General features: G+C 66.5%; 7 protein-coding genes. 6 read left to right on the top strand and 1 reads right to left on the bottom strand.

Annotated features, from left to right (window positions below; translation table 11 throughout):
• A partial coding sequence (gene sufB / locus OXK16_06940) for a Fe-S cluster assembly protein SufB (protein MDE0375681.1) occupies positions 1 to 1,191 on the top strand: 1,191 nt, incomplete at its 5' end.
• Positions 1,192 to 1,222: 31 nt separating this feature from the next.
• On the opposite strand, the gene OXK16_06945 is transcribed toward sufB, so the two are convergent.
• Complete coding sequence (locus OXK16_06945; protein MDE0375682.1) at positions 1,223 to 2,155, bottom strand: sigma-70 family RNA polymerase sigma factor; 933 nt, start codon at positions 2,153 to 2,155, stop codon at positions 1,223 to 1,225.
• A gap of 95 nt (positions 2,156 to 2,250) precedes the next feature.
• Here OXK16_06945 and OXK16_06950 point away from each other — a divergent pair, with 95 nt between their 5' ends.
• From OXK16_06950 to sufC, 5 genes are all read left to right on the top strand, one after another.
• Positions 2,251 to 3,792, top strand: a complete 1,542-nt coding sequence (locus OXK16_06950; GenBank protein ID MDE0375683.1) for a hypothetical protein — start codon at positions 2,251 to 2,253, stop codon at positions 3,790 to 3,792.
• Positions 3,789 to 4,523, top strand: a complete 735-nt coding sequence (locus tag OXK16_06955; GenBank protein MDE0375684.1) for a uracil-DNA glycosylase — start codon at positions 3,789 to 3,791, stop codon at positions 4,521 to 4,523. The genes OXK16_06950 and OXK16_06955 overlap by 4 nt, the downstream gene beginning before the upstream one ends.
• 99 nt (positions 4,524 to 4,622) lie before the next feature.
• A complete protein-coding gene (gene sufD, locus OXK16_06960; protein MDE0375685.1) occupies positions 4,623 to 5,882 on the top strand; it encodes a Fe-S cluster assembly protein SufD in 1,260 nt (419 codons plus the stop codon).
• Positions 5,882 to 6,205, top strand: coding sequence for a non-heme iron oxygenase ferredoxin subunit (locus OXK16_06965; protein ID MDE0375686.1), 324 nt, complete (start codon positions 5,882 to 5,884; stop codon positions 6,203 to 6,205). Before sufD ends, OXK16_06965 begins: the two co-directional genes overlap by 1 nt.
• Positions 6,202 to 6,891 (top strand): Fe-S cluster assembly ATPase SufC (sufC, locus tag OXK16_06970; protein MDE0375687.1); only part of this gene is annotated, 690 nt, incomplete at its 3' end. The genes OXK16_06965 and sufC, both read left to right, overlap by 4 nt.

Genomic DNA, 6,891 nt, shown 5'->3' on the forward strand with positions numbered 1-6,891 from the left:
GAGATCGACTTCGACGACATCTACTACTACGTCAAGCCGGCCGAGGAACAGGCCAAGGACTGGGACATGGTGCCCGAGTCCATCAAGGACACCTACGAGAAGCTGGGCATTCCCGAGGCGGAGCGCAAGTTCCTGGCCGGGGTGACCGCCCAGTACGAGTCGGAGGTCGTCTACCACCGCAACCGGGAGGACCTGGAGTCGATGGGGGTCCTGTTCATGGACATGGACTCCGCGGTGCGGGACCATCCCGACATCGTCAAGGAGTACTTCGGGACGGTGATCCCGCCCAACGACAACAAGTTCGCCGCCCTCAACTCGGCGGTCTGGTCGGGAGGCTCGTTCATCTACGTGCCTCCGGGCGTCCACGTGGACCAGCCCCTCCAGGCCTACTTCAGGATCAACTCGGAGAATATGGGCCAGTTCGAGCGGACCCTGATCATCGTGGACGAGGGCGCCTTCTGCCACTACGTAGAGGGGTGCTCGGCGCCTGTCTACACCACCGACTCCCTCCACTCGGCGGTGGTCGAGATCGTCGTCAAGCGGGGCGGGCGCTGCCGCTACACCACCATCCAGAACTGGTCGAACAACGTCTACAACCTGGTGACCAAGCGGGCGGCCGCCTATGCCGACGCCACCATGGAGTGGGTCGACGGCAATATCGGGTCAAAGCTGACGATGAAGTACCCGGCGGTGTGGCTGATGGAGCCCGGCGCCCATGGCGAGGTGCTGTCGATCGCGTTCGCGGGTGAGGACCAGCACCAGGATACGGGCGCCAAGATGGTCCATGTCGCTCCGAACACCACCTCCACCATCCTGTCCAAGTCCATCGCCCGTGAGGGGGGCAGGGCCGGATACCGGGGTCTGGTGAGGGTGGAACCCGGCGCCGAGAGTGCCAAGTCCTTCGTCCGCTGCGATGCCCTGATCCTCGATGACGCCAGCCGATCCGACACCTACCCCTACATGGAGATCGAGGAGTCGGACACCGAGATCGGTCACGAGGCAACGGTGTCCAAGGTCGGGGAGGAGCAACTCTTCTACCTGATGAGCCGGGGCCTCACCGAGGACGAGGCCACCTCGATGGTGGTGGCCGGGTTCATCGAGCCGATCGTGAAGGAACTCCCTATGGAGTACGCGGTCGAGATGAACCGGCTCATCGAGCTGAACATGGCGGCTGCCGGAGCGGTCGGCTAGCAGACGCCCACCCTCGCACCGGGCCGGGTACTCAGAGGTCTATCAGAGTCTTCAGTTCGTATGCGTTGCTGGGGTGCCGGAGCTTCGAGAGGGCCCGGCGTTCGATCTGGCGGATGTGCTCCCGGGTCACGCCCATCCTGGCGCCGATGTCGGTCAGGGTCATCGTCTGGGTCCCCCCCAACCCGTAACGGCTGACCACCACCGTGCGCTCGTCGTCGGTGAGAATGCCCAGGGCCTCTTCGATCCGGGCTCGTCTCACGGCGGCGGCAGCATAGGCGAACGGATCGATGGCGGTCTTGTCCGGGACGAAGTCCCCGAGCACCGCGTCCCCGTCCTCCCCGACCGGACGATCTATCGAGATGGTGCTGGTGGGGGTGGCCAGGGCGGTTGCCACCCGGTCGATGTCGAGACCGCTGGCGGCCGCGATCTCCTCACGGGTCGGCCGGCGCCGGAGCTCCTCGGTCAGCGTGTAGACCGTCTCGTTCACCGTTCTGACGATGTCGACCATGTGCACCGGCAAGCGGATGGTGCGAGCCTGGTTGCCCAAACCCCGGGTGATGGCCTGGCGAATCCACCACGTGGCGTAGGTGGAGAACTTGAAGCCCTTGCGCCAGTCGAACTTCTCGACAGCCCGTATCAGTCCGAGGTTGCCCTCTTGTATCATGTCGATCAGGTCCATGCCTCGGCCCGAATAGCGCTTGGCGATCGAGATGACGAGGCGGAGGTTCGACTGGATGAAGATCGCTTTGGCTCTCTCGCCCTCCCTCACCAGCCGGCGTAGCTTCGGGCCGTCGTTCGGGTCGAGATCGGGCGTGGCGTCGAGTTGCTCGCAAGCCTGGCGGCCCAGTTCGATCTGGAGTGCGAGGTCAACCTCGTCCTGGGCGGTCAGGAGGGGGTGCGCCGATACCTCGTCAAGGTACAGGTCAACTGCGTCGGTCGATAGCGGTGTCTCCCTCGCTGCCAAGACCACGCCTACTTACCCCCTCTCTACGGGCACGACAAGGCAACGTATCACCCTGGCAACGATTTGGCAATGTGTTCTTTGATTATGCGGTCCGCATGAGACAGATTCAATGGCCCCGAAGGCCTGTTCTGTCCTTCCCGCGATCCGTGGTGTGGTCACTGGCGCCCGTCCTGGGATCGGTCTTCCTGACAGCCTGCCTGGCGCAATCTCCGGTGGTGGTCGGGGAAGCGCCGATACCCGCGCCGACGGAGGTTCCGACCGTGGCCATCCTGGTCAAGGACGATGCCGGAGAGCCGATCGTCGGGGCGTTGGCCGACACGGAGTACGGCCAGGAGGTCACCGACGGGAGCGGCGTGTTCCGGGTGCGTTGGGAGGGCGAGCCCACCTCGGCCTCGGTTAAGGCCCAAGGTTTCTTCCCCGGCGCGGTGGAGGTCGACTCGTTCCAGGACGATCCCGTCGAACTGGCCCTGCGGCCCGTGGTGTTGCGGGGTGCGGTGGTGGACAACCAGGGATTCGGGTTGGCGATCGCCTCGGTGTCCCTGGGCGGTGTCAACGTGATGACCGACGATCAGGGCAGCTTCGAGATATCGCGGGCTTCACCCGGCACCATCACCGTCGAACGCCCGGGTTGGGTGGCGACCGAGTTCGTCTGGGACGGGGAGATACTCGTCCACGAGATCGTCCTGGAGCCCTATCTGATCCGCGCCCTGCATGTCGGGCACACCGTTTTCGTCTCCGAGGGGCAGTGGTCGGAGATACTCTCGATCGCAGAGGACACGGTGGTCAACGCCCTCGTGATCGATGTCAAGGACGAGTCCGGCCGGGTGCTGTTCGACACGGACGTGGGCCTGGCCCGTGAGATCGGTGCGGTGGACGTTCTGTTCAACATCGACCGGGTGGTCAACCAGATGGACGTCAGGGGGCTGTACAAGATCGCCCGTCTCGTGACCTTCCAGGACCCCATCGCGGCGCGGGCCATTGTCGAAATGGCGGTATTCGACACCGCCACCGGCACCTCCTTCCGCAAACGCAACCAGTACTTCCTCGATCCCACCGATCAGCAAGCTCGGGAATACGCCTTGCGGCTGGCGGAGGAGGTCTGCGCGGCCGGGTTCGACGAGATCCAGTTCGACTACGTCCGGTTCCCGGACGGCTATCCCGACACGGCCGTCTTCGATCTGGGCGACTCGGAGGACATCCGGATCGGGACGATCACCACCTTCCTGGCACAGGCAGCCGAGCGCCTCCACCCGCTCGGGTGCGTGGTCGGGGCCGACATCTTCGGGTTCATCACCACCGTGATAGGGGATGGCGGGATCGGCCAGGAGTTCACCACCCTCTCCACCACCGCCGACGTGCTGTCGCCGATGGTCTACCCGAGCCACTACTCGACCGGGTGGTTCGGCTTCGACACGCCCAATGATCACCCGGGCGAGGTGGTGGCCGGAGCGCTCGACGCAGGTCTGAAACGGCTGGAGGGCCAGTCCATCATCCGCCCCTGGCTCCAGGACTTCTACTACACACCGGAGCAGGTGCGCGAGCAGATCGATGCTGCCGAGGCCCGCTCGCTGGGTTGGATGCTGTGGAACGCGGCCAGCATCTTCAACGTGGACGCGCTCGATCCGGAGACCCCGTGATCCCGACCCCCGACAACGAGGTGGCGAGCCGGCCTGCCCTCCCGACTGATGCGTTCGATCAGCTCCAGGCCGAGCTGATCGGGTGCCGGCGGTGCACTCGTCTGGTGGCCTGGAGGGAGGAGTTGGCGGTGAAGAAGCGAGCGGCCTACGCCGACCATGACTACTGGGCTCGACCGGTCCCGATGCTGGGGCGTCCCGAGGCCCGGCTGCTGATTATCGGCCTGGCCCCCGGCGCCCACGGCTCGAACCGCACCGGCCAGATGTTCACCGGGGACCGATCCGGGGAGTGGTTGTTCCGGACCCTTCACCGGGCGGGCTTCGCCAACCGTCCGGTCGCGGACCACCGGGATGACGGATTCCGCCTGATCGATGCGGCCATAACCGCCATCGTCAGGTGCGTACCGCCCCAGAACCGTCCCACTGCGGCCGAGCGGGACGCCTGCGCCCCCTGGATCGAGCAGGAACTCGACCTGTGCCGGCGCGTGCGGGTGGTGGTGGCGCTCGGCGGCATGGCCTTCGACCAGACGCTGCGCATCGGCCGGCGCCGGGGATGGGAGATCCCGGTTCCCAAGCCGCGTTTCTCCCACGGCGTCGAGGTGCACCCGGGCGCGGGAGCCCCGTCGATCATCGGCTGCTATCACCCCTCCCAGCAGAACACCTTCACCGGGAAGCTGACCGAGGACATGCTGGACAACGTGTTCGCCCGAGCCGCCCACCTGATCGGTGGGTGACGCTGACGGTCCGCCTTGCCACTGGACGGTGGATGGTGGATAGCATCGGTTCACCCGTTACCATCCGCTCGCCGGATTCCGGAAGAAGGATCTGTGTCATTGTCCCCACCCACAACAACTGTGTCCATCGGCGACGAGCCGGCCTGGCTGGCCGGCCTGCGCGACCGGGGTCGCCAGGCCTTGGCGTCGGCTGCCATGCCCGGTCCCAAGGACGAGGACTGGAAGTACGTGGACATCGACTTCGTCCTCGACGACTTCCGTCCCGCTACCGAACCGTCCGGCGGCTTGGACCGCGACGAGTACCTCGAGGCGCTGGGAGAGGTGAGCGGCGGCCTGACCATGGTGGACGGAGCCGTGGTGGATGTCGAGGCCGGCGAGATCGAGGTTCATCGGTCGGTTGACGTACCGGACGGCCGGCTGGCAGGCCTCTACGGATCGATGGCATCCCCCGAGGTCGACGTGTTCGCGGCCGCCAACCACGCCATGGCGCCGCCCGGCGCGGTGGTGACGATCCCGGCCGGAAGGACGCTTGCCGCGCCGGTGGTCGTGGATGTCCAGGCCGTGACTGAGGGAGCGGTCAGCTTCCCGCACGTGACGGTGGTGGGGGAGCCCGACTCGGAAGCCTCGGTAGTGGTGCTGTACCGCTCGGCGCCGGGCGCCGAACTGCTGGTCTGTCCCATAGTGGAGGCGCTGGCGGATCGAAGCGCCCGCCTGTCCGTCTCGGTCGTCCAGAACCTGTCCGATCCGGCCCGCATGGTGGCGCATCACCAGTTCGCGGCCGAGCGGGACTCCACCCTCCGGATCGGGGAGGTGGGTCTCGGGGGGCTGTACGCCCGGCAGCGGCTGGGGATCTCCCTGGCCGGGGCCGGATCGTCGGTCCAGATGGGAGGCATCTACTTCGGCGACGGCTCGCAGGTCCTCGACTACCGCATCTACGTCACCCACCGGGGTCCCCGGACCACGTCCGACATCTTCCTCAAGGGCGCCGTTGCCGATAAGGCCGAGGCAGTCTGGACCGGACTCATGAGGATCGAGAAAGGGGCCGTGGGCACCTCCGCATTCGAGACCAACCGCAACCTGGTGCTCTCGGACGGCGCCAAGGTCAACTCGGTTCCGAACCTGGAGATACTCACCGACGACCTCCAGTGCGGCCACGGGTCCTCCTCGGGCCCGCTGGACGAGCAACAGCTCTACTACCTGATGAGCCGCGGGCTTCCCCGCAACCCGGCCGAGCGCCTACTGGTGAGAGGCTTCTTCAACGAGATACTGTCGGGACTCTCCGTGCCCGAGCTGGCCGCGCCGTCGCGCCGGGCGGTGGCCGCCAAGTTCGCCGGAGCGCAACAGCGGGCTGCGTCCTGATGGCGTGGTTGGATGCCGGCGCCGCGGATGGCTTCCCCGAGGGCGGGTCCCGGGTGGACCTGGCCGGTCGCTCCCTGGCCGTGTTCCGGATCGGGGACGACTTCTACGTGATCGGAGACATCTGCAGCCACGCGTTCGCCTCCCTGTCCGAGGGTGAGCTATGGGACTACGACGTGGAGTGCCCGCTCCACGGCTCGGAGTTCGACGTCCGGACCGGAATACCCCGGGGCCTACCCGCCACCCAGCCGGTAGCCACCTACGAGGTGAGGCTCGAGCAGGGCCGGGTCATGGTGAGTGTGGACGGGGGCGGAGGCGACCGATGAGCAGGACGGCCCTCCACGTGAGGGATCTCCGTGCCTCCACCAGCGGGCTCGACATCCTCAAGGGAGTCGATCTGGACGTTCCGTTCGGTGAGGTTCACGCCATCATGGGTCCCAACGGGTCGGGCAAGTCCACCCTCTGCCACGTCCTGGCCGGAAAGCCCGGCTACGGGGTGTCGGGGGTCATAGCCGTGGATGGCGCCTCGATCGTGGACCTCGACGTTCACGAACGGGCTCAGGCCGGTCTGTTCCAGGCCCTCCAGTATCCGGTGGAGATTCCCGGTCTCGACCTGGCCGTGTTGCTCGAAGAGGCGGCCGTGGCGCTGGGCGCCGGTCCGGAGGAGGCGAGGGAGCGGATCGCGGTCCAGGCAGGGCGCCTCCGGATGGAACGGTTCCTCAATCGGTCTGTCAACGGCGATCTGTCGGGAGGGGAGAAGAAGCGTTCGGAGGTGTTCCAGCTGGCGGTCCTGGAGCCGCGGGTGATTGTGCTGGACGAGATCGACTCCGGGCTGGACATCGACTCGGTCCGGGAGGTCGCCGCCGCGGTGGAGGAGATGCGCGGCGACGAGGTGGCCATCCTGATGATCACCCACTACAGCCGCATCCTCAACTACGTCCGCCCCGACCGGGTGCACATCATGATGGACGGCGCCATCGTCGACTCCGGAGGGCCGGAGCTCGCGGACGAG

The organism is bacterium (genome assembly GCA_028821235.1).
In the GTDB taxonomy this organism is placed as follows: Bacteria; Actinomycetota; Acidimicrobiia; order Spongiisociales; family Spongiisociaceae; genus Spongiisocius.